This is a genomic window from Rathayibacter sp. AY1B7, assembly GCF_002932735.1.
In the GTDB taxonomy this organism is placed as follows: domain Bacteria; phylum Actinomycetota; class Actinomycetes; order Actinomycetales; family Microbacteriaceae; genus Rathayibacter.
In genome coordinates this window covers 24,216-46,696 of record NZ_PSWK01000001.1, presented here as the reverse complement: position 1 = coordinate 46,696, position 22,481 = coordinate 24,216, and the positions used below count along the sequence as shown (strand labels likewise).

Below are 22,481 nucleotides of genomic sequence, written 5' to 3'. Positions count from 1 at the left end.
GCCTGAGCCGCCGGTGTCAGCCGACCTAACCTCTGTCGCGCGCTACACGCTCGAACACATCTTGAAACCGTTCGGCTGCTTCTGCCGCCCGGTCAATATCTCCTCCGAAAAGCCCTGCTTGCAGCGGTGGCCAGTGGCCGCCGTCCCGCTTGAGACCGAGGGTAATCGCGCTGATGGGGCCGACTCGTGAGCATCTGTCCTGCCAGGTGGATCTCCCAAACCAGTGCGAGTCGCGTCGCCATCCGCCTGCGGCCACTGCCTGTATCGCGACGTCCTGGGAGAGGAGCCCGAAGAGGATCTCGGTCGAATGGAAGGCGGCGTCGTAGTCGTCGTCTGTCGCGAACTGATCCTCGAACATCGACCGGAGCACGTGATGCAGCCAGTCCGCGATCGGGGTACGGAGCTTTGTGAGCTTCCGGTTCGCGAACAATTCCACCACGGTGGCGGGATCACTGGACCCGAGCGTCGATCGCGCGAGCACGTTCGGGACCCACTCGGGATCTTCGAAGGGGCCGTAGGGATAGATCACATCGACTAGCGGCGCGGGGGCGCTGCCGTTGGTGCTGACCTGAGTATCGATCGCCAGGGCCCGGACGTTGTCCCAGCGTCCTTGAGCGTGTGCGGCGAGACCGCCGGCGACGAGTAGACACAGCGCGGGGAGAGCTCTGAGTCTGATGAGCTGTGTCATGCCACTCGCAGGCTTGAGGGCCTCTGAGGTGATCGCGCGCACTGCGGCCGTCCACGTCGTGAAGGTAGCGGCATCAGCCCAGCGCGCCGCGATCCGGATCGACGAGCACATGGGTTCGACGAGCTCCCAGTACGCGCGAGCCTGAGCCACTGTTGCGGCGACCCGCTCGTTGCCGCTCCCAGGAAGAGACGAGGCGGAGAAACGCTCATCGTCCTTCATGGTTCGGAGGATTGTGCGCGTCTCCTGTCCAATCAGGTCGTCCAATTCGATGCGCCGCGACTGGTTGGCCAGCATCTCCTTAGTCAGCTTGGCCATCAGAGCGCCGCGCCGCTCCCCTACGGCTTCGTCGAGTGCAGCGCGGAGCGTGGCCGGACTGCTGACGCCTAGCCCTACGAGTCGATTCATCGTCGCGATCAGGCCAGCTGCGTTCTCCGAGTAGCTGTCTCCAAAGAGGTCCGCGTAGTTCAGGTCGTCAAGGGTTCGCCCCGCACCAAGATCCCAGAAGGGAACCTGGCCGTCGTCGAAGCGAACGGGGATTAGCCAGGTGGCGCCGGGTGGGCGGAGCCGGAACTCTTCGACGGCAAGGGTGAGCTCTTCGTTCATGTAGGACGTCTCTCGCGCGCGCGACGAGTCAGAGAAGCAAGCAAGGAAGGTCACGGAGCCGGATCGGATGGCGTCGCGGATCTTCTGCCTCCATGCATCGCCGGGCGCGAGGTCCTTGCGGTCACGCCAGTACGGGATCTGAGCCGCATCGAGGACACGGCAGAGCTTGTCGACGTGGTCCTTGTCCTCCTTGACGTAGGAGATGAACGCGTGCCGGGCTCCGTCGTCTGTCATGACTACCAAGCGTACTGAGGACCGCCGACACCAGATCTGACCGGGGTGCTGCAGAAAGCAGTCAGAGACAGCCGCAGGAGCTACGCCCAGAAGCCTTCAGCACCGCGGAGGTCGTGATTGAGCAGCGCTCTCGCATGGTCGTCGGCCGGTCTCCTGCACGGGCTAGCGTCAAGCGTGGCCTATCCAGATCTTCCTGAACATGCGGTCCTTCGCGGCCGGATGGGCGGACCTCGTAAATGTGCCACAGCCTGTGGCACATTTGCCGTGGGGCCACATCCGGATCCTCATCGACAAGCTCGATGAGCAGGAGAAGCGGGACTGGTATGCGGCATCCGCGGTCGAGTTCGGGTGGCGCCTGAGGAACAGCGTGCGCTCCCGGATGCTCAGCACCTGATCGACGCCATCGCTGCGGACGATGGCGACGACGAGGCCCGCCTGCCGCAGGGTGAATAGTCGACATCAGGTCCAGCGTCGTCACGGGGTCCCCCGGAGCAACCAGCGGATGTCGGACGACGCTTCGACATCGGTGCTGTGAGTCTGACGCGCGAGCCGAAGGTCCGCCGGACGTGCTGCCGGAGGCGGTTCTGCGAGCCGGACGTGTCTCGGGGCTGCCGGAGATGCGCAGAAGGTGTGCCGGAGGTCAGCGGGAAGTCAGCCGCGGCGACCTCCGGCACGCGGAACACGCCTCGGCACGCCGAAACAGACGGAATCAGCGAGCCGGACGCGGAACCGCGAGCCGAAGATCGGCCGGAGGTCAGCCGCGGTGACCTCCGGCACGCGAAACACTCCTCGGCGCGCGGAAACGGGCGGATCCGGCGAGCCGGGGATGAATCTGCGAGCCGGAGGTCGACCGGGGTGACCTCCGGCACGCGGAACGCGCCTCGGCACGCGGGAACAGCCGGATCCGGCGAGCCGGAGGCGGTTCCGCGAGCCGGAGGTGCGCCGAAGCTGCGAGCCGGAGGTACCTGCCGGACCCCGCCCGCGCTCAGGCGCCCGACCGCCCGTACCGGTCGTAGATGCGGTTGCGGGCCGCCAGCTCGGCGGCGGGCAGGCGCTGCGCGTCGGCGATCTCGTAGACGCCGAAGGTGTCGCGCAGGCGCGAGGCCGGGTCGACCTCGACGAAGGTGCACCAGGGCAGCCAGTGGTGGTGGCTGCGCAGGGTCTGGGTCGCGAAGTCGCCGCTCTCGTGGCCGAGGCCGGGCATCGCGTAGCCGATGCTGCCGTCGACGTCGGTCGACTGGCGGGTGTTGCGGTGCAGGAACTCGGCGAAATCGCGGTAGTGCTCGTCGCCCGTGATCAGGTGCAGTCGGTAGTAGCTGTACGAGCAGGCCGCCATGTAGACGTCGGCGCCGCTGCCGAGGGTGATGATGCTCTGTCCGCAGATCGAGTACCGGTTGAAGGGATGCGCCCAGGGCGCGCGGACCGGGAAGGACCACGCGTAGGTCCAGGTCTCCGTGTAGTCGGCGGCGCGAACGGCGCCCTCCAGCCAGCGCGGCTCCTCCGTCAGGTCGTACAGCGCGAGGAAGCCGAACAGTCCGTAGATGCCCGCCTCCTTGTCCTGGATGTCGGCGTTGTCGCAGGTGCCGCCGCGGTACTCCAGCGTGCGGTGGATGTTCGCGAACGACCACTCGCCGGCGCGCACGGCGGACGCGCGGTAGCGCCCCTCCCCCGTCACGAGGTGCAGCTGCACGAGGAAGCGGATCACGCTCGGGGTGTTCGAGCGCGAGTCCATCCGCACCGAGCCGTCGGCGTTGTAGGCGCGGTGGAAGCTGCCGTCGGCGTCCTGCACCTCGAGCAGCCAGTCGGCGGTCCGCCGGCAGAACTCGAGCCAGAGCGGGCGCTCGTCGCCGAGGTCGCTCAGGTGCAGGTAGGCGTCGAGGATCGCCTCGACGCCGTCGGCGAGCATCCGCAGGTAGTGCGGGTACGGCTCGAAGCCGCCGAGCGAGGGGTTGAAGCACATCCGCGGCGGGCCCGACTCGGGCAGCGCGGTCCGCGCCCAGAAGTCGACGATGCCGACGCCCTGCTCGAACGCCTCCGGCACGCCCTCGCGGTCGCCGTAGCGCAGCAGCTGGTAGCCGATGCCGGGCTGCTGCCCGACGAAGCCGAACTGGAAGGAGACGCTCGAGACGTCGAGGTCCGGCAGCTGGCAGGCGAACGGCAGGCCCCAGGAGTCGCCGTAGCGGCGGGTGAGGCGCTGGAGGATCGCCATGCCGTGGTGGAAGTGCCGCTCGTTGTCGACCTCGAACAGGTCGTCGCGGAGCCGGGCGTAGGTGCTGCGCCAGGTGGCGCGCATCATCGTCGCGAAGTCGTCGTACCGGCCGAGGTCGACCGCGACGGCGTAGCGCTGGCGGAAGCCGACCCCGACCGGGTGGTTCACCCGCTGCAGGGCCTTCGGGGCGGCGTCGTAGTCGAGGCCGGAGTAGGGGTTGTCGATCGGGCGCTCGCCGTCGGCGCCCGGGTGGACGTAGTCGATCGACAGGCCCGCGGGCGGCACGTCGAGCGGGGTCCGCACGCCGAAGCCGTAGTAGAGGTAGTTCAGCGTCGTGCCCTGCGGGCGGCTCAGGCCGATCGAGCCGACGGTGCACTCCGGGTCGGTGAAGTTCTCCGAGCGGACCACGTCCAGGCGCGGCAGCGTCGCGTCGGCCGCCCAGCGCGAGAGCGCCACGGTCTCGCCGGTCGCGAGGCTCTGCGCGGCGAACAGCGGCAGCGCGTAGTGCGTCTCGGTGCGCCAGAAGTACTCGCCGCCGGGGTCGCGGCCCATCGCGTCCGCGGGCCCGAAGGCGTTGTCGCGGTACCAGGCGCCGGGGGCGAAGCACTCGTAGTCGCGGAGGTCGTCGGACCCGGTCAGCCCGAGCGAGACGGCGGTGGAGAAGCCGAGGTCGCCGCCGGCCGCCAGCACCTCGACGTCGCGGTGCACGGAGAAGCCGTCGCCCGCGACGCGCCAGACGTCGGTGACGGCGAAGGCCGACCCGGAGCGGACGGTGATCGTCCCGCTCGCGGTGATCGCCCCCTCCGACAGCGAGACGTCGTCGTAGGGCGCGCCGGAGTACTCGCTGATCGCGGCGACGGTCTTGACCGTGACGCGCAGCGGCCGGTCGTTCGCGTAGAGGACGCGCTCGCCCGCGAGCACCTCGAGGCCGCCCGCCTCGACGCGGAGGGTGTAGTCGCCGGAGCGCAGTTCCACGGTGGTTCCTTCCCGGAGGGTCATCTCAGCTCTTCTCGTCGTGCGCGCGGGGGCCGGCCGGTCGGGCGGCCCCGGCCGGCTCGTCCTCGAGCCGCTGCGCCCCGGGATCGAAGCGCCGCGAGCCCGGCCGGAACAGCAGCGCCACGCCGCCCTCGACCAGGCCCGCGAGCAGCAGCAGGATCGCGAACGGGATCAGCGAGATCTCGGCCCACGCGCCCATCACCGGCATCACCAGTCCGGCCGCCGTGAAGCTGACCGTGCCGAGGATCGCCGTGACGCTGCCCGCCTCGCTCGACGGGCCCTGCAGCGAGAGGTACTGCACCGGGGCGAAGCCGAGCGAGCGGCCGGCCAGCGCGAACGTCAGCGCGCCGACGACGACGAGCAGCGGCTGCGTGCCGGTGAGCGCGAGCACCGCGACCACGACGGCGCCGAGCGCCGTGACGATCGCCGAGGCGAACATCGCGAACCGGGGTCCGAAGCGGGGCACGATCACTCGTCCCGTCGTCTGCCCGACCGCGATCGTCACGAGCGAGGTGACCAGGAACAGCAGCCCGTACAGGTCGGGCCCGACCGCGTAGACGTTCGTGTAGAGGAAGGGAGCGGTCGCGAGATACGCGAAGCCGACCGACCAGCCCGCGGCCGAGGCGGCGGCGAGCGCCAGCACGCGCGGCCGGCGGAGCATCCCGAAGGAGTTGCGCAGCGACGGGCCGAGCCCGCCCTGGTGCCGCCGCTCGCGGGGCAGCGTCTCGGGCAGCACCAGGAGCGCGATCACGGTCGCGAGCGCTCCCCAGGCGGCGACCGCGAGGAAGGAGCCGCGCCAGTCGATCACCTTGGTCAGCTGCGCGCCGACGGAGGGCACCAGGATCGGGAAGACCGAGACGATCACGGCGAGGTTCGCGAGCATCGTGACGAGCCGCTTGCCGCTGTAGAGGTCGCGGACGATGGCGGTGACGACGACGCCCGCGGCGGTGCAGGCGGCGCCCTGGACGAAGCGGGCCGAGAGCAGCACGGCGGTGTCGGAGGTCATCGCCGCGACGAGGCTCGCCGCGATGTGCAGCGCCGCCGAGACGCCGAGCGGCCACTTGCGGCCGACCGCGTCGCTGAGCGGTCCTGAGACGAGCTGGCCGGCCGCGAAGCCGAAGGTGGCGCCGGTGACGACCAGCTGGGCGGTCGCCACCGAGACGCCGAGATCGTCCTGCAGCGTCGGCAGGAACGGCAGCACCAGGTCGATGGTGAGCGGCCCGAAGCCGACGAGCATCGCGAAGATCGGCAGCAGGAGGCGGCCGCGGGGCATCGCTTGGACGGCGGGGGAGGCGGTGGAGGCGGTCATGAGCGCGGAGCGCAGGTCACGGAGGGGATCCTGTCCATCAGCTCCCGGCCGAGACCGGGAAGTAGAGCGAGAAGGGTTCGTCGACGACCTCGTGCAGAGGCCGGAAGCGGACGGCGGCGGGCTGGCCGACGGCGCGGTATCCGCGCAGCCACTGGGTCCACTGCCGCTCGTTGTCGGGGGCGAGCAGGGCGGGGGCGTCCTCGAGGCGCCCCCGCAGCGCGATCTCGCGGTCGACGAGGCCGGCCAGCACGATCGGGCCCTCGACGAAGGCGACCGTGCCCGGCTCGTCCGGGATCGGCACGGCGCGGATCTCGGTGCCGAAGGCGAGGTCGACGCTCGTGCGGCCGCCGGGGTGCTCGATCAGGAGCGCGCCGTCGCCCGCCCGGACGCGCTCGGCGTCGCCCGCGACCCCCGGCTCGCCGACGGTCCACTCCGGCACCCGCAGCCGCACGTGCAGCGCGACCCCCTCCTCCGAGACGATCTCGACCCGGATCCGCGAGGCGGTGGGGCGGTGCACGTCGCCCGCGGCACCCGCGTTGGCGTCCGGGCCGACGTAGCCGGCGGTGTCGAGCACCTCGACCCGCACCGCCGCGTCGCCGGCGGCGGTCGGCAGGCGCAGGCTCGCGTCGACGTGCTGCGCGATCGTCAGCTCGGCGTCGCCGCCGCGGTAGAAGACGAGCCCGGAGTGGCGCGTGTGCGCCTGCACCAGCGTGCCGTGGCAGCACCAGAAGTCCTCGGTCGGGCTGCCCCAGTCCTTGCGGGCGCCGCCCTCGAGCGGCAGGAAGTAGGCGACCATCCCGGTCCGCGGGTTCTGCTGGGCGAGGAGGCCGTTCCAGAGGTTCCGCTCGATGTAGTCGGCGTAGGCGAGGTCGCCGGTCCAGCGCAGCAGCACGTCGGCCAGCCGGATCATGTTGTAGACGACGCAGTGCTCCTGCGTCTTCTCGCCGCGGCGAGCGGCGAACGCGAAGGGCGGCGTCCAGATCTCGCCGGAGGTCTGACCGCCCGTGCAGAAGGTGCCGCGGAGGGTGACCGCCTGCTCCCAGTAGGCCTCGACGATCGTCCGCCAGCGCTCGTCGCCGGTGACCTCGTAGGCGCGGGCGGCGCCGAGGACCTCGGGGATCGTGGTGTTGGCGTGCATGTTGGTCAGCACGTCGCGGCCCTCGAGCAGGCCCTCGAAGAGGGAGCGGCGGTCGTAGCGGCCGAGCAGCTCGGTGTAGACGGGGTCGCCGGTGATCGCGAGGAGGTCGGCCCAGACCTCGAGCATGCCGCCGGTCTCGACCTCGAGGATCTCCTGGAACGCGGCGTCGTCGAATCCGCGGACCCACTCCAGCAGCGGGACCGTGGCGGCCCGCGCCATCCGCAGCGCCCGCTCGTCGCCGAGGTCGAGGTGCAGGTCGACGAGGCCCATCAGCAGCTTGTGCATCGCGTACTGCGGCGCCCAGACGGGGCGGCCGGTCGCGAGGCGGTCGAGGTAGCCGCGCGGGATCGCCCAGATCCAGCCGCCGCCGTTCTCCTCCTGGCAGCGCTCGAGTCCGTCGAGCACGGAGTCGATCCGGACGCGCAGCAGCGGGTCGCCGGTGACCGCGACCTCGCGGGCCGCTGCGGAGAGCCAGTGGCCGAGGAAGTGCCCGCGCAGCTGCGAGCCCGGCGTCTCCCAGCCCCAGTGCCGGTCGAGGCCGCGGGCCTCGCGCGAGTCCTGCGAGGGGTGCAGGTGCCAGCCCTGGTCGCCGATCCCGGCCTCGATCAGGAAGTTCTGCAGCAGCCCCTCGTCGGTGAGCGAGAGGAGGTAGTCGCGGTTGAGCCGCCGCCGCGCGTCGAGCACCCCGCGCTCCAGGCGGGTCTCGTGCGGGGCCGGGTGGGTCAGCGGCATGGGTGCTCCTCGTCGAGGCGGTGGGTGGTGGGGGTGAGCGGTGCGAGCGGTGGTCGATCGGCGCGGGTCGATCCGCGCGGTGGTCCATTCGACCGAGGGCCGAGATCGATCTCTCGCTGTACTCAGACCAGGATCGACGATAGGAATGGGGACATGCAATCCCCGAGAGTGATCCATCTCGTCGCCGATGACGTGTCCGCCCTCCTCACTCAATCGGGAGGCGACCTGCCCGTGCTGCTGCACTGGGGTCCGCGACTCGACGCGAGCGACGACGATCTCGCAGCTTTCGCAAGAACTCCCGTGCGGACGGGGATCGAGGGCTCCTCCGACGTCCCCTACGAGCCCGGGATCCTGCCCGAGCACACCTTCGGCTGGGCCGGCCTGCCGGGTCTCCGGGTGCACCGGGAGGGCGCCGGCTGGTCGCCGAGACTGACCGTGGACACCGTCTCGGTGGACGGGGAGGCCCTCGCGGAGGGCGCGGTCGCGCAGGCCGGCAGCGCCGCCGTGACCGTCGAGGCGCACGACGCGCAGGCCCGGATCGGGGTCGTCCTAGAGATCGTTCTCTCTCCTGCCGGACTGCTCAGGACCCGCGTCTCGGTCCGCAACGACGGCGCCGGGCACCTCGAGGTGATCGGCGTCGACCCCGCCCTCCGGATCCCGACCGAGGCCCGCGAGATCCTGGACTTCTCCGGCCGCTGGGGCACCGAGAAGATCCCCCAGCGCCACCCCGTCGTCACCGGCACCCACTCCCGCTCCTCGCGGCGCGGCCGCACCGGCCTGGACGCGACGACGGTCGTCGCGGTCGGTACCCCCGGCTTCGACTCCGCCGACGGCCGGGTCTGGCTCTGCCACGTCGGCATCGGCGGCAACCACGAGCACGCGGTGGAGCGCGGCGACGGCTGGCTCGCCTTCCGCGGCGGCGAGCTGCTCCTGCCCGGCGAGGTGCGCCTCGCGAGCGGCGAGAGCTACTCCTCCCCCTGGATCTCCGGCAGCTTCGGCCACGGCCTCGACGCCGCGGCCGCCCGCTTCCACGCCCACCTCCGCGGGGTCTCCCGCTCCTCGCGCCGGCCGCGCCCGGTGACGCTCAACGTCTGGGAGGCGGTCTACTTCGACCAGGACCTCGCCGTCCTCGCCGAGCTGGCCGACCGCGCCGCAGCCCTCGGAGTCGAGCGCTACGTGCTCGACGACGGCTGGTTCCTCGGCCGCAGCGACGACCGCGCCGGCCTCGGCGACTGGACGCCCGACCCCGTCGCCTGGCCCGACGGCCTCCTCCCCCTCGCCGAGCACGTCCGCAGCCTGGGCATGGAGTTCGGCGTCTGGGTCGAGCCCGAGATGATCAACGAGGACTCCGACCTCGCCCGCGCGCACCCCGACTGGATCCTGCGGGCCCGCGAGGAGCTGCCGCCGCGGTTCCGCTTCCAGCAGGTGCTCGACCTGACGAACCCCGACGCGTTCGCGCACATCCTCGGCGTGCTCGACGGCCTGGTCGCCGACCTCGGCGTCGCGTACCTCAAGTGGGACCACAACCGCGACCTGATCGACGCTGGCCACCCCGCCACCGGGACGGCGGCGGTGCACGAGCAGACGCTCGCGCTGTACCGGCTGATCGACGAGCTGCGTGCCCGACACCCGGAGCTCGAGATCGAGAGCTGCGCCTCCGGCGGCGGCCGGGTCGACCTGGGGATCCTCGAGCGCACCGACCGCGTGCACACCTCCGACAACCAGGACCCGCTGGACCGCTCGCGGATGCTGCGCTGGACCGGGCTGCTCGTGCCGCCGGAGATGCTCGGATCGCACGTCGCCTCGCCGGTCAACTCCGTCACCGGTCGCACCAGCGACCTGCACACCCGCTGCGCGATCGCCTTCCTCGGCCACTTCGGGATCGAGTGGGACCTCCGCGAGCTGGACGCGGAGGAGGAGCCCGTGCTGGCGGGCTGGATCGCGGCGTACCGCGAGCACCGCGGCCTGATCGCGACCGGCCGGGTCGTCGGGGGCGACGACTCCGACCCCGACGCGCCGTCGCTGCGGGGCGTCGTCGCGCCGGACGGCTCGGAGGCGCTGTACACGCTGGTCACGCCCGCGCTGACCGCGGACTCGCGCCGCCGCGTCCGCCTCCCGGGCCTGGATCCGCGGGCGCGCTACCGGATCGAGACCGCGCGCCCCGGCTCGCTCGGCCCGCCCTGGCAGAGCCCGCACTGGCTGGAGTCGACGGTGCCGCTGGACTCCGACGCCCGGCCCCCGCCTACTCGGGGAGCCTGCTGGGCGAGGCGGGCCTGGACCTGCCGACCTTCCACGCCGACCGCGCGATCGTCCTGCGGCTCGTCCGCGAGACCGCGTGAGCACCGCCGCCGACCCCGGCGTCCTCGACACCGCCGACACCGCCGCCGACCCGTCCGCCACCACCCTGGAGCACCCCGTGAACACCACCGTCACCGTCGACCTCGACCGCCCCGGCGCCACCATCAGCCGCCACCTCTACGGCCACTTCGCCGAGCACCTCGGTCGGTGCATCTACGACGGCTTCTGGGTCGGCGAGGACTCGCCCGTCCCGAACGAGGGCGGGATCCGCCTGGACGTCGTCGAGGCCCTCCGCGCCCTCGACATCCCCAACCTCCGCTGGCCCGGCGGCTGCTTCGCCGACCGCTACCACTGGACCAACGGCATCGGCCCGCGCGAGGAGCGTCCCGGCCTGATCAACACGCAGTGGGGCGGAGTCGCGGAGGACAACTCCTTCGGCACCCACGAGTTCATGGCGCTCTGCGAGCTGCTCGGCGCCGACGCCTACATCTCGGGCAACATCGGATCCGGCACCGTGCAGGAGATGGCGGACTGGGCCGAGTACCTCACCGGCGCGGGCAAGTCGCCGATGGCCGATCTGCGCCGCTCCCACGGCCGGGAGGAGCCGTGGACCGTCCGCTTCTGGGGGCTCGGCAACGAGACCTGGGGCTGCGGCGGCAACATGCGCGCCGACGCCTACGCCGACCTGGCGCGGCAGTTCGGGACCTTCGTGCAGAGCGGCAACGACACTCCGCTCTACCGCGTGGCGGCCGGAGCCGACGGCGCCGACACCCACTGGACGCAGACGCTGATGGAGGTGATCCCCGAGATCGAGGGGCATCCCTTCTCCTCCGTGCCGTGGGAGTCGGTCTCGGTGCACTACTACACGATCGGCGGCAGCTGGCACGCGAAGGGCAGCGCGACCGACTTCGACGCCGACACCTACTGGAGCACGATCGTGGCCGCGCAGGGGATCGAGGAGCTGCTCCGCTCGCACGCCGCGGTCATGGACGTCCACGACCCCGAGAAGAAGTACGGGATGGTGCTCGACGAGTGGGGCACCTGGTGGGACGTGGAGCCGGGGACCCATCCGGGCTTCCTCTTCCAGCAGAACACGATCCGCGACGCGATGGTCGCGGCCTGGCACTTCGACGTCTTCCACGGCTTCGCCGACCGCCTGACGATGGCGAACATCGCGCAGACGGTGAACGTGCTGCAGGCGATGCTGCTGACGGACCCGGACGGCGGCGAGATGGTCCGCACGCCGACCTACCACGTGTTCGAGATGAACAAGGGGCACCACGACGCGACGGTGCTGCCGACCACGGTCGCCGGCCCGACGCACGCGGTCGACGGCCGCGAGATCCCCGTCGCCTCCGCCTCCGCCTCCACGAAGGACGGCCGCGTCCTGGTCTCGCTGACCAACGTCGACCTGGAGGAGCCGCTCGAGGTCTCCCTCGACTTCCGCGGCGGGACCGTGACCGGCGCGATCGGCCGCCTCCTCACCGCCGACCGCCCCGACGCGCACAACCGGCCCGGCGCCGCCGACGAGGTGAGCCCCGTCGCCCTCGAGGGCATCGAGACCACGGCGACAGGACTGCGCGTCACGCTGCCCCCGCACTCCTTCGCGACCGTGACGCTGGAGCTGTCGTGATCGCCGCGCGCACGGAGGCCGCCCGCCGCCCGCCGATGGGCTGGAACAGCTGGGACTGCTTCGGCGCCTCGGTGACGGAGGAGGAGGTGCTCGCGAACGCCGAGTACCTCGCCGAGCACCTCCTGCCGCACGGCTGGGACACGGTCGTCGTCGACATCCAGTGGTACGAGCCCGATCCCGGCACGAGCGACTACCAGGAGGTGTCGGAGCCGGTGCTCGACGACTGGGGACGCCCGCAGCCCGCCGTCGGCCGCTTCCCCTCCGCGGCGACGGGCGGATTCACGGCGCTGGCCGCGCGCGTGCACGCCCTCGGCCTCCGCTTCGGCGTGCACCTGATGCGCGGCGTCCCCCGGCGGGCCGTCGAGCTCGGCCTGCCGGTGCTCGGGGCGGAGGCGACCTGCGCCGACATCGCCGACCGCGGGAACGTCTGCCCGTGGAACCCCGACAACTACGGCGTCGACATGAGCGCGACCGGCGCGCAGCAGTACTACGACTCCGTGATGGCGCAGCTGGCCTCGTGGGGCGTCGACTTCGTGAAGCTCGACGACGTGCTCTACCCGCCGATCCAGGCGGAGGAGATCGCCGCCCTCTCCCGCGCGATCGACGCGACCGGCCGCCCGATGGTGCTGAGCCTCTCCCCGGGCAAGCAGCTCTCGCTCGAGAACCTCGAGCTGCTGCGCTCGACCGCGCAGATGTGGCGGATCTCGGACGACTTCTGGGACGACTGGGCCCACCTGCACGAGCAGTTCCAGCGGGCCGCGCGCTGGGCTCCGCACCAGCGCCCCGGCGCCTGGGCCGACGCCGACATGCTGCCGCTGGGGCGGATCGGCGTACGCGCGCACGTGGGCGAGGACCGGCTCTCGCGGTTCACGCCCGCGGAGCAGCGGACGCTCGTGACGCTGTGGTGCCTGCTCCGCTCGCCGCTGATGATGGGCGGGCACCTCCCGGACACGCCCGCCGACACGCTCGCGCTGCTGACGAACGGCGACGTCCTCGCGCTTCTCGGCAGCTACGGCAGCCGCGAGATCGTCCGCGACGGCGACCTGGTGGTGTGGTCGGCGTGGCGCGGCGACGAGCAGTGGCGCGGAGTGTTCTGGCTGGGCTCGTCGGCGCGGTCCTACTCCGCGCACCTGGCCGACCTGGGCTGCTCCGGCGCGACCTCGGCCGTCGACGTCTGGAGCGGCGCCGAGCTGCCGATCGTCGGCGGCGCCGTCGAGCTCGAGCTCGAGCCGCACGGCTGCCGCCTGCTGCGCCTGGCCTGACGCGCGGGCGCCGGCCGGGGCGGGCGGGGCCCGCCCCGGCCCGCCCCGCCTCGCCCCGGCTCGCCTCGGCGAGAAGCCAGGAGTCGTCGCACTCGAGACCGACCGCGACAACTCCTGCACACTCGCGGAACCGCGGTCGGGATGAGCCCGACGAGAAGCCAGTAGTTGTCGCACTCGACGTCGAGTGCGACAAGTACTGCGCACTCGCGAGCGGCCTCGGGACGCCGGACGCCCGTCGCTCCTGTGCCGAGCACCCCGAGACTCCAGGAGTTGTCGCACTCGAGTCCGACTGCGACAACTCCTGCGCACTCGCGGAACCGCGATCGGAGGAATCCGGCGAGAAGCCAAGACTTGTCGCACTCGACTTCGAGTGCGACGACTCCTGCGCACTCGCGAGCGGAGTCGGCGGCGGAGGCGGCGGCGGATGCGAAGAGACGCAGGAGGCCGCCGCACTCGAGCTCGAGTGCGACGGCCTCCGGACCGTCAGGAGCAGGCGCCCGCGGGTCAGGACTCCGTGTCGACGAGCGAGTCGAGGTGCGCGAGGTCCTCGGACGAGATCTCGAAGTCGACGTCGGCGTTCTCGACGATGCGCGAGGGCGTCGTCGACTTCGGCAGCGGCAGCACGTCCTTCTCGAGCAGGTAGCGGATGCAGAGCTGCGCCACCGACTTGTCGTACTTCGCGGCGATCTCGCCGATGTCGGAGTTGTCGAGCAGGCCGCCCGTCGCGAGCGGCGAGTAGCCCTCCACGAGGATGCCGTGCTCCTTGCAGTACGCGGTCGTCTCGTCCTGGGTGTTGCCGACGAACCAGCGGATCTGGTTGGCGTGCGGCACCACGTCGGTCGCCGCGATCAGCGACTCCAGATCGGCGACCTGGAAGTTCGAGACGCCGATGGCACGCGAGCGACCGGCCTCGAGGATCTCCTCCATCGCCTTCCACGCCGCGATGTTGCCCTCGCGGTGGTCCGAGCCCATGTCCTGCCAGGGCCACGGGGCGTGGATGAGGTACAGGTCGACGTGGTCGAGCTCGAGCGCCGCCATGGTGGTCTCGAAGCTCGCCTTCGCGCCCTCGTAGTCCTTCACCTCGGCCGGGAGCTTGGTGGTGATGAACACCTCGTCGCGCGGGACGCCGCTGTCGCGCAGTGCCCGGGCGACGCTCGCCTCGTTGCCGTAGGCGCGGGCGGTGTCGATGTGGCGGTAGCCGGCCTCGAGCGCGGCGGTCGTCGCGTCGTAGGCCTCGGGGCCGTCGGGGATCTGCCAGGTGCCGAACCCGATCTTCGGGATGGCGACTCCGTTGGACAGCGTGAACGTGTCGGTCAGGGCGGGCATGACTCTCCTCTGCATCGGTCTTCTCCGCGGCCCGCCACCGGCGGCGCCGCTCCTTCCACGCTAGGCCGGGCCCCCGGCTCGCGCGGGCCCCTTGCGCTGTGCGCCTCCGGTGCTACGCGGCCGTCGCGCTCCCGGCCGCCGACCCCGCAGAAGTCGCAGGTCTCGCGCTCGAGCACCGCGACTTCTGCGGACTCGCGAGCCGGCACCACCGGCCCGCCCCCGCGAGCGGCCGGCGCCTCCCCCCTGAGGCGCCGAACGCTCAGCCTCGCGCCACCGACCAGGGGGTCCGCAGCGCCCGCTCGGCGAGCAGCCGCCGCTCCCCCGTGATCGACACCTCCGCCGTCACCGCCGCGTCCGCCGCCGAGGCGCCGGCCGTCAGCCGCAGCGGCCCCGGGTCCACGGCGAGCCGGCCGTCCTCCCCCGTCACCGCGAGCCGGGCCGCGTCGACGTGGAAGTGCACCGTCATCGTCTCGCCCGCCGCGATCGGCACGCGCGCGAAGCCGATGAGCTGCGCGACCGGCCGCACCACCGCCGAGGTCGGGTAGCCCGCGTAGAGCTGCACCACCTCGACCGTGTCGGCGCCGTCGTTCCGGAGCGATACCGCCACGTCGAGCGATCCGCCGACCGGCAGCTCCGCCGCCGTCGCCAGCTCCGTGTACGTCACCGCGCCGCGGGTCAGCCCGTAGCCGAACGGGTAGAGCGGAGTCGCGTCCAGCGCCGTGATCCCGGGGTTCGAGAGCCCGAGCGACGGCTGCAGGTACGTGGTCGACGCGGACGGGAGCCGCGGGATCTGCACGGGCAGCCGCCCGGTCGGAGCCACGCGGCCCGAGAGTACGCCGGCGACCGCGGCCGCCCCGTCCGCTCCCGGGAAGAACGCCTGCACGAGTCCGCGCGCCGCTCCGAACGCCCCGAGCGCGTAGGGCCGGCCCGAGAGGACGACCACCACGGTGGGCACGCCGGTCTCGAGCACGGCCGTCACCAGCGGCTCCTGCGCTCCGGGGAGGCGGAGGTCGGCCGCGTCGCAGCCCTCGCCCGAGGTGCCGTCGCCGAAGAGCCCGGCGATGTCGCCGACCACGACGACCGCCGCATCGGAGCCGCGGACGAGGTCCACCGCCTCCTGCACGCCGTCGGTCGACGCGGAGGTGATCGAGCCGCCCTCTGCGAAGCGCACGCGCGACGCTCCGAACTCCTCCTGCAGCGCCGTCAGCACCGTCGGGATCGACAGGCCGAGGTCGTGCCCGGGGTGCTTGGAGAGCACGTGGTTGGGGAACGCGTAGCAGCCGACCAGGCTGCGGAACTGGTCCGCGGCCGGTCCCACGACGGCGAGCGAGCCGGAGGACAGCAGCCCCGCGACGTCCTCGTCGCGCAGCAGCACGACCGACTCCTCCGCGATCCGCGACGAGATCGCGCGGTTGCGAGCGCTGTCGAGGTCGACGTCCTCGGCTCCCTCGGGCACCAGCGGGCCGCCGTCGAGCAGGCCCACCTCGAACTTGTGGCGCAGGTGCCTGGCCACGGAGCGGTCGAGGTCGGCCTCGTCGACGACGCCCTCGCGGATCAGGCGCGGCAGCTCGCCGTACGCCGCCGTCTGCGGCAGCTCGACGTCGACCCCCGCGTGCAGCGCCAGGCGCCCCGCGTCGGCCGCGTCGACCGCGACGTGGTGCATGGCCTGGAGGAACGGCACCGCCCAGTAGTCGGCGACGACCGTGCCCTCGAAGCCCCAGCGGTCGCGGAGCAGCGTCGTCAGCAGGTGCCGGCTGGCGCTGCTGGGCACGCCGTCGATGTCGGTGTACGAGGTCATCACGCTGCGGGCGCCGCCGTGCCGCAGGGCGGCCTCGAACGGAGGCAGCACCGTGTCGGCGAGCTCGCGCGGGCCCATGCTGACGGGTCCGTGGTTGCGGGCGCCGCGGGAGGCGGCGTACCCGGCGAAGTGCTTCAGCGTCGCGACGACGCCGGTCCCCTCCAGCCCCGCCACGTAGGCGGCGCCGAGCTGCGAGACCAGGTACGGGTCCTCGCCGAGGGTCTCCTCGACGCGGCCCCAGCGGTAGTCCTTTACGACGTCGACGACCGGGGCGAGGCCCTGGTGGATGCCGAGGGCGCGCATGTCCGAGCCGATCGCCTCCGCCATCTCGCCCACGAGCTCCTCGTGGAAGGTGGCCGCCCAGGCGAGCGGAGTGGGGAACGCGGTCGCGCCGTACGCGGCCAGGCCGGTGAGGCACTCCTCGTGCGCGATGGCAGGGATGCCGAGGCGGCTGCCGGCGACCACGCGCTCCTGCAGCTCTCGGAGCCGGCGGACGCCCTCCGGGACGCTGACCGGCTCGGTGCCGAACACGCGGGTCAGCTGGCCGAGGCCGCCGGTGAAGAGGTCGTCGCCCGCGGCGGGCCCGTCGTCGAGCTTCGGGGCGAAGTCGTCGGCGGAGTCGGTGAGCCAGACGGAGCCGAGCTGCGCCGCCTTCTCCTCGAGGGTGAGTTCCTGGGTCAGGAGGCGGGCGCGCTCGGCCGGAGGCAGAGCGCGGTCCCGCCAGTCCCGCCCGGGAGGACGCGCGGCGTCCGTCCCGGGCAGTGCTGGGGAAGCGTCGTGCATCAGCCCTTGAACGCCCCGTCCATGATCCCGGACACCATCCGGCGGCCGACGAAGAAGAACGCGATCAGCAGCGGGAGGGTGGCCATGAACGATCCGCCCATCGCCAGGGCGACGTCGATCGAGCGGTTGGCCTGCAGCTGCTTCAGCGCGATCTGCACCGTGAACAGCTCCGGCGACTTGAGGACGATGAACGGCCACATGAAGTCGTTCCAGACCGCGGTGAACGTGATCAGCCCGAGGACGAACGCCGCGGGGCGGACCACCGGGAAGGCGATGCGCCAGAACAGCTGCCACGAGTTGGCGCCGTCGATGCGGGCCGCCTGGATCAGCTCGTCGCTGACCGTCGTGGACATGTGCTGCCGCATCCAGAAGATGCCGAAGGCGCTGGCCAGGCCCGGCACGATGATCGCCTGGAGGGTGTCGACCCAGTCGAGCGCCGAGACGATCAGGTACTGCGGGATGATGCTCAGCTGCGCCGGCACCGTCATGGTCAGCAGCACGATGAGGAACAGCACGTTGCGGCCCGGGAACTGCAGCTTCGCGAAGGCGAAGCCGGCCATCGCGCAGAGGATCGCCGAGATGACGGCGATGCTCAGCGACACGATGAGGCTGTTCAGCATCGAGGCGATGAACGGGACGGTGTCGAACACCTTCTCGGCGATCGCCATGAAGTTCGTGCCCGGGTACAGGCGCGGCGGGATCGACGTGACGGCGGTCGCTCCGACCGACGCGACGACGAACATGTAGTAGAGCGGGAAGATCGAGACGAGCACCGCGATCACGAGGAAGACGTAGGTCGGCCAGCCGACTCCGCCGCCCTTCCCGCGCCGCTTCGGCAGCTGTGCCTTCTGGACCGTGGGGGCCAGCGTCTGCGGGACGGCCTGGTCGATCACATCCGACATCAGACGGCCTCCTTCCGGGTGCGGGTGGAGAGGTAGAAGTTGAGGAGGGAGACGAGGACCACGATCACGAACAGCACGACGCCGATGGCGGATCCGTAGCCGAACTTGAACTGGCCGAAGCCCTGCTCGTAGAGGAAGAGCGCCAGCGTCTGGCACTGCCGGCCGGCGCCGCAGGTGAGGCCCGATTCAGGGGCCACCAGGAGCGCCTCCGTGAAGATCTGCAGACCACCGATGGTCGACATGATCACGGTGAAGACGATGATCGGGCGCAGCGCCGGGATCGTCAGGTGGCGGAACTGCTGCCAGCTGGACGCGCCGTCGACGGAGGCCGCCTCGAACATCTCGCGGGGCAGCGACTGCAGGCCCGCCAGGTAGAGGAGCGTGTTGTAGCCGAACCAGCGCCAGAAGACCATCGTCGAGATGACGATCCAGGAGCCGTAGTTCGTGGCGAGGAAGTTGATCGACGGCAGTCCGAAGATGCCGAGGAACCAGTTGATCAGGCCGAAGTTCTTGTCGAAGATCTGCGCGAACACGATCGCGGTCGCCGCGACGGAGGTGATGTACGGCACCAGCAGAGCCATGCGGAAGAAGTTCGCCCAGCGGAGGCGGGCGTGGTTCAGCAGGTGCGCGAGGAAGAGGGCGAACAGCAGCTGGGGCACCGTCGAGATGATGAAGATGCCGAAGGTGTTGACCAGCGCGTTCCAGAACCGGGAGTCGGCGAAGAGCTGCTGGAAGTTCGCGATGCCGACGAAGGTCTGCTCGCCGATCGGGTTCCAGTCGAAGAGCGAGACGTAGAACGTGAACAGGAGCGGGAAGAGCCCGAAGACGATGAAGATGATGAAGAAGGGCGCGACGTACGCGTAGGGGGCGATCCGCTCCGAGAGGGAGTTGCGGATCCGCGCGGCCTTCTGGACCGGCGCGCTGGGCTGCTTGCGCTGCTTGCGGGGTGGTGCTGCTGTCACCGTTGACACGGGAGTACCTCCGTCGAGAAAGGGGGGAGGGGCCCGGCGCGCGAGGCGCCGGGCCGCTCGGGTGGGTGGGGCGATCAGCCGCCGATGGCCTGCTTGGCCGTGTCGAGTGCGGTCGACCACGCCTTGTCGGAGGTCACGTTGCCGGCCTCCAGCTCGACGAGGGTGTTGAGGAGCGCCCCGTTGATCGGGGTGGTGTCCGGTCCGTTGTAGAAGGACGGGAACTGCTCGACGGAGGTGGCCATGACCTCGCCGATCTTCGAGTCGCCGAAGAACGGGTCGGTGTACGACTGGACCTCGTCGCTGGCGACCGCCTCGGTGGCGGCGGGCAGCGTGCCCGAGGCCTTGAAGTGGTCGGTCTGGCCCTCGGCCGACATCATCGTCTTGATGTACTGCCAGGCGGCCTCGGGGTGCTCGGCGCGGGCGGGGATGGCGATGACGCTGCCGCCCCAGTTGCCGCCGATGCCGGGGACGCTGGTGACGCGCCAGTTGCCGGCGGTGTCGGGGGCGTCGGTCTTGATGCCGGCGAGGATCCACGAGGGGGCGATCGTCACGGCGAAGGCGCCGTTCGCGCGGCCCGGAGCCCAGCCCGAGGACCAGGCGGCGATGCCGGCGCTGATGCCGGCGTCCTTGGTGTCCACGGCGACCTGGAACGCGTCCTTCACCTGCGGGTTGGTGTCGTAGACCAGCTCGCCGTCGGGCGAGTAGTACTTCTCCGAGACCTGGTTGACGGTCGAGAAGAAGACGCTGGTCTCGATGTTGTCGACGAACGGCTTGCCGGTCGCCTCGGTGTACTTCTTGCCGGTCTCGATGAAGGACGGCCAGTCCTTCCAGAGCTCGGCGACCTGGTCGGGCTCGGTCGGCAGGCCGGCCTGCTCGAAGAGGTCGGCGCGGTAGGCGAAGCCCAGTCCGCCGACGTCGGTCGGGACGCCCACGACGGAGCCGTCGTCGGCGGTCGCGGCGGAGGCGGCCCACGGGAGGTAGGTCGAGGCGACGTCGTCGCCGCCGAGGGTGCGCAGGTCGAGGAAGTTCGAGCTGTTGGCGACGAACTGGGGCAGGTCGTCGTTCTGGATCATGACCAGGTCGGGCACCTTGCCGCCGGCGAGGGCCGCGGTGAGGGCGGTGGCGGTCTCGGTCGTGCTGCCGACCTCGGAGAGCTTGATCTTCGCGTCGGGCATCTTCGCGAGGTACTCGTCGACGCTGTCCTTGGCGTTGATGCCGGTGAAGGACCAGAAGGTGGCTTCGGCGTTCGGGTCGTCCGAGGCGCCTCCTCCCCCTCCGGACGAGCACCCGGTCAGGGTGAGCGCGACTACTGCTGCTGCGGCGGCTACGGCCGTCAGGCTTCTTTTCACGACAATTCCTCTTCGTTGGGGATTCGCAGGGTTTCGGTGAGGGCGAGCCTCAGAGAACGATCTCTTGGCGGCCAACCTAACCCGCCCGCGAGCACGATGCAAGCGAGAACCGGTCTCCGCGAGATAACGATCTCCGCCTAGTATCAAAGGGAAGTTTCGCAAATCGAGCAGTTCCGGACGGCCGCCCGCCGCCCCGTGCGAGTCTTCACTCCGACGTTCTCCCCACCGTGCTCCGCGGGGAGGCGCGGAAGCCGGAACCTCCCCTCGCAGAAGGAAGCAGCATGACTCGACCCACGCTGGTGGACGTCGCCCAGGCCGCGGGCGTCTCGCGCGCCACCGCCGCCCGGGTGCTCGCAGGCGGCACCAATGTCGACGTCCGGATGACCGCCGCGGTCGAGCGCGCCGCGAAGTCCCTCGGCTACGAGGCGAACAGCGCCGCCCGGATGCTCCGCGGCGGGCGGGCCGGGGCCATCGCCCTGATCGTCGCCTTCAACGAGCTCGACAGCCTCACCGGGACGTTCTTCACCTCGGTGCTGAAGGGCGCCGCGAAGGGCCTCTACGCCGGCGAGGTGCAGCCCGTGCTGCTGCCCGCCGACCACGACGACAGCGACCGCATCCCCCGCTTCCTCCGCTCGCGGGCCGTCGACGGCGCGATCGTGATCCTCCAGCACGAGATCACCCACCTCGCCCAGGCGCTGGCCGACTCCCCCGTGCCGATCGCCTGGGTCGGCCGCCCGCGCGTCGCCCTGCCCGAGGACGCGATCGTCATCGACTCCGACAACTACGGAGGCGGCCGCCTCGCCGCCCGCGCGCTCGCCGACTCCGGCCGCCGGCGCCTGGGCATCATCGCCGGCCCGCACGACATGGAGCCCGCCCGCGACCGCATCCGCGGCTGGCGCGACGAGCTGACCGAGCTCGGCCTCGACTCCAGCCCCATCGTGCACGGCGCCTTCACCCTCGAGAGCGGTTCCGCCGCTATGGCGCGTCTCCTGCAGCGCCACCCCGACCTCGACGGCGTCTTCGCCTCCTCCGACCTGATGGCCAACGGCGCGATCCGCGTGCTCCAGGCGTCCGGCCGCCGCGTCCCCGCCGACGTGTCCGTCATCGGCTTCGACGACGTCGTCATCGCGACCACCTCGGATCCGACCCTCACGACCATCCGGCAGCCCCTGGAGGACATGGGCCGCGTCGCCGCCGAGACCGTCGTCGCCGTCGTGCAGGGCCGCCCGGTCGACCGGCAGCCGATCCTCGCGACGACCCTCGTGCAGCGCGAGTCCGCATGACCCCGCCTCCCCCGCACCGCCTGATCGTCAGCACCGACGCCGCGAACGAGGCCGACGACCAGTTCGCGATCATCCAGGCGCTGCTGACCGAGACCCTCGACGTCCGCGGTCTGGTCGCGGCGCACTTCGGCCGGCCGGGGAGCATGCCGGAGTCGCGCGCCGAGATCGACCGCATCCTGGAGTTGGCGGGATCGACGGTGACCGTCGTCGACGGCGCCGAGTCGGCCCTGCCCGCGACGGCATCCGACGGCGCCCGCCTGATCGTCGCGGAGGCCCTGCGCGACGCCGGCCGACTGTGGATCGCCGTGCTCGGGCCGCTGACCGACGTCGCCGCCGCCCTGCTGCTCGAGCCGTCGATCGCCTCGCGCGACGTCGTGGTCGTCTGGGTCGGCGGCCCGCCCTACGACGAGATCCCCGCCTACAGCCCCGAGTTCAACCTGATCAACGACGTCCACGCCGCGAACCGCGTCCTCGAGTCGGGCATCGCCCTCTGGCAGATCCCGATGCCCGTGTACTCCGGAGTCGGAGTCGGGCACGCCGAGCTGCGGACCCGGCTGCGCGGCACGAGCCCGCTCGGGGACCACCTCGTGGACCAGCTGATCGCGTTCAACGAGACCATCCCGTACGGGCCGCTCGACTTCCGGTCGCTGGGCGACAGCCCGGCCATCGGCGCCGTGATGAACCCCGCCGGCGGACGCTGGCGGGAGCGCCGCGCACCGCGGTTCTCCGCGGACGGCGAGCTCCTGCCCGACGCCGGACCGCACACGATCCGGGTCTGCGAGGCGTTCGACACCCGCTGGCTGATCGAGGACCTGTTCGCGAAGCTCGTGGAATTCGGGGAGCGAGCGGGCGGCGAGTAGAGGAGGGCCTCCGCGACCTGGTGGAGCTCGGCCTGATCACCGCTCGCCACACGGTCAGCTGGTGGAAGCTGCACCGTGACCGCAGGAAGATCCTCGCGGCGCTGGAC

Annotated in this window: 14 protein-coding genes and 1 pseudogene; 6 read left to right on the top strand and 9 right to left on the bottom strand. The window is 71.5% G+C overall.

The genetic code is table 11. The features are described from left to right. Positions 1-25: 25 nt before the first annotated feature. A complete protein-coding gene (locus C5C95_RS00200; protein WP_104323537.1) occupies positions 26-1,525 on the bottom strand; it encodes a toll/interleukin-1 receptor domain-containing protein in 1,500 nt (499 codons plus the stop codon). 199 nt (positions 1,526-1,724) lie between these two features. On the opposite strand from C5C95_RS00200, the gene C5C95_RS00195 reads away from it, so the two are divergent. Beyond that, positions 1,725-1,919 carry a DUF1016 N-terminal domain-containing protein gene (locus C5C95_RS00195; RefSeq protein WP_104323536.1) on the top strand — a complete coding sequence of 65 codons (195 nt, stop codon included), beginning with the start codon at positions 1,725-1,727 and terminating at the stop codon, positions 1,917-1,919. Positions 1,920-2,510: 591 nt separating this feature from the next. On the opposite strand, the gene C5C95_RS00190 is transcribed toward C5C95_RS00195, so the two are convergent. The 3 genes from C5C95_RS00190 to C5C95_RS00180 are packed head-to-tail and all read right to left on the bottom strand — an operon-like array spanning position 2,511 to position 7,909. Beyond that, a complete protein-coding gene (locus tag C5C95_RS00190; RefSeq protein ID WP_104323630.1) occupies positions 2,511-4,709 on the bottom strand; it encodes a hypothetical protein in 2,199 nt (732 codons plus the stop codon). Between the two features lie 25 nt (positions 4,710-4,734). Beyond that, a complete protein-coding gene (locus tag C5C95_RS00185; protein ID WP_104261407.1) occupies positions 4,735-6,039 on the bottom strand; it encodes a multidrug effflux MFS transporter in 1,305 nt (434 codons plus the stop codon). A 37-nt stretch (positions 6,040-6,076) separates the two neighbouring features. Then, a complete protein-coding gene (locus tag C5C95_RS00180) occupies positions 6,077-7,909 on the bottom strand; it encodes a beta-L-arabinofuranosidase domain-containing protein (RefSeq protein WP_181125494.1) in 1,833 nt (610 codons plus the stop codon). 153 nt (positions 7,910-8,062) lie between these two features. Here C5C95_RS00180 and C5C95_RS17980 point away from each other — a divergent pair. The 3 genes and pseudogenes from C5C95_RS17980 to C5C95_RS00165 form a co-directional block, all read left to right on the top strand. Continuing rightward, positions 8,063-9,829, top strand: a pseudogene (locus tag C5C95_RS17980) (alpha-galactosidase); the annotation flags it as partial. Positions 9,830-10,244: 415 nt separating this feature from the next. After that, positions 10,245-11,840 carry an alpha-N-arabinofuranosidase gene (locus C5C95_RS00170; RefSeq protein WP_374954303.1) on the top strand — a complete coding sequence of 532 codons (1,596 nt, stop codon included), beginning with the start codon at positions 10,245-10,247 and terminating at the stop codon, positions 11,838-11,840. Then, positions 11,837-13,102 carry a glycoside hydrolase family 27 protein gene (locus C5C95_RS00165; protein WP_258072596.1) on the top strand — a complete coding sequence of 422 codons (1,266 nt, stop codon included), beginning with the start codon at positions 11,837-11,839 and terminating at the stop codon, positions 13,100-13,102. The genes C5C95_RS00170 and C5C95_RS00165 overlap by 4 nt, the downstream gene beginning before the upstream one ends. Before the next feature lie 504 nt (positions 13,103-13,606). Here C5C95_RS00165 and C5C95_RS00160 read toward each other — a convergent pair. The 5 genes from C5C95_RS00160 to C5C95_RS00140 all read right to left on the bottom strand — a co-directional run bounded on the left by C5C95_RS00160 (position 13,607) and on the right by C5C95_RS00140 (position 20,231). After that, the gene (locus C5C95_RS00160; protein ID WP_104226493.1) at positions 13,607-14,428 is read right to left on the bottom strand and encodes an aldo/keto reductase; all 822 of its coding nucleotides are present in this window, start codon (positions 14,426-14,428) and stop codon (positions 13,607-13,609) included. A gap of 259 nt (positions 14,429-14,687) precedes the next feature. Next, complete coding sequence (locus tag C5C95_RS00155) at positions 14,688-17,009, bottom strand: glycoside hydrolase family 3 N-terminal domain-containing protein (protein WP_104323534.1); 2,322 nt, start codon at positions 17,007-17,009, stop codon at positions 14,688-14,690. Continuing rightward, entirely contained in the window at positions 17,009-17,911 is a 903-nt protein-coding gene (locus C5C95_RS00150) for a carbohydrate ABC transporter permease (RefSeq protein WP_104224678.1), read from the bottom strand. The genes C5C95_RS00155 and C5C95_RS00150 overlap by 1 nt, the downstream gene beginning before the upstream one ends. Continuing rightward, a complete protein-coding gene (locus C5C95_RS00145; RefSeq protein ID WP_104224677.1) occupies positions 17,911-18,873 on the bottom strand; it encodes a carbohydrate ABC transporter permease in 963 nt (320 codons plus the stop codon). Before C5C95_RS00145 ends, C5C95_RS00150 begins: the two co-directional genes overlap by 1 nt. A gap of 83 nt (positions 18,874-18,956) precedes the next feature. Then, positions 18,957-20,231 carry an extracellular solute-binding protein gene (locus tag C5C95_RS00140; protein WP_104224676.1) on the bottom strand — a complete coding sequence of 425 codons (1,275 nt, stop codon included), beginning with the start codon at positions 20,229-20,231 and terminating at the stop codon, positions 18,957-18,959. A 281-nt stretch (positions 20,232-20,512) separates the two neighbouring features. Here C5C95_RS00140 and C5C95_RS00135 point away from each other — a divergent pair, with 281 nt between their 5' ends. Together C5C95_RS00135 and C5C95_RS00130 are read left to right on the top strand one after the other, a co-directional pair. After that, positions 20,513-21,514, top strand: coding sequence for a LacI family DNA-binding transcriptional regulator (locus tag C5C95_RS00135; protein WP_104224675.1), 1,002 nt, complete (start codon positions 20,513-20,515; stop codon positions 21,512-21,514). Then, positions 21,511-22,374 carry a nucleoside hydrolase gene (locus tag C5C95_RS00130; RefSeq protein WP_104323533.1) on the top strand — a complete coding sequence of 288 codons (864 nt, stop codon included), beginning with the start codon at positions 21,511-21,513 and terminating at the stop codon, positions 22,372-22,374. The genes C5C95_RS00135 and C5C95_RS00130 overlap by 4 nt, the downstream gene beginning before the upstream one ends. Positions 22,375-22,481: the final 107 nt, after the last annotated feature.